Annotated in this window: 1 protein-coding gene; it reads right to left on the bottom strand. The window is 76.2% G+C overall.

Annotation, left to right across the window (positions count from 1 at the left end):
- A partial coding sequence (locus KUM32_RS36795; RefSeq protein ID WP_217146223.1) for a UvrD-helicase domain-containing protein occupies nucleotides 1-665 on the bottom strand: 665 nt, incomplete at both ends.

The following is a 665-nucleotide window of genomic DNA, read 5'->3' as shown; positions in this document are numbered from 1 at the left end:
TCGGCCGGGGCGCCCCGTACGGCGGCGGGAGCGTCGCCGGGTTCGGCAGCGGGGGCGGGAGCGTCGATGGGCGAAGACGGGCCGTCCGCGTGTGCGGGGCGGGTGGCCGCGCGGGGAAAGTGCTCAGGGAAGTCGTCCAGGTTGGCCACGGAGGCGCCGCGCCAGCCGTAGATCGCCTGGCAGGGGTCGCCCACGGCGGTCACGGCGTGCCCCACGCCCTCGCCGGCTCCCCCCACGCCCGGCGTGCCGTCGCCCGGCGACGTGCGCTCACCCGCCGTCCGCTCACCCGGCGCCCGCTCGCCGGGCGGCGCCTGCTCGCCCGCGCCGAAGAGGCTCGACAGCAGGAGCCGCTGGGCCACCGACGTGTCCTGGTACTCGTCGAGGAGGACGACCGCGAACTCCGCGCGCAGCGCCCGGCCGACCTCCGGATGGTGGCGCGCCAGGGTCGCCGACAGGGCGATCTGGTCGCCGAAGTCGAGCAGGTCGAGGCGGCGCTTCTCGGCGCGGTAGCGGCCGACAAGGTCGAGCAGTTCGAGCCGGGCCCGGGCCGCGTCGGGCACCTTGCGCAGGTCGTCGTTGCTGAGCTTGACGGCGTCGAGGGCGGCGAGAAGCTCCGTGTCGTACTCCCGCAACCGCTCGACCGGGACCAGGTGCTCGGCCAGTTC

It is taken from the genome of Streptomyces sp. AC627_RSS907 (assembly GCF_019049165.1).
Note: the sequence above shows the minus strand (reverse complement) of the source record. Positions and strands in the feature narration are given on the sequence as shown.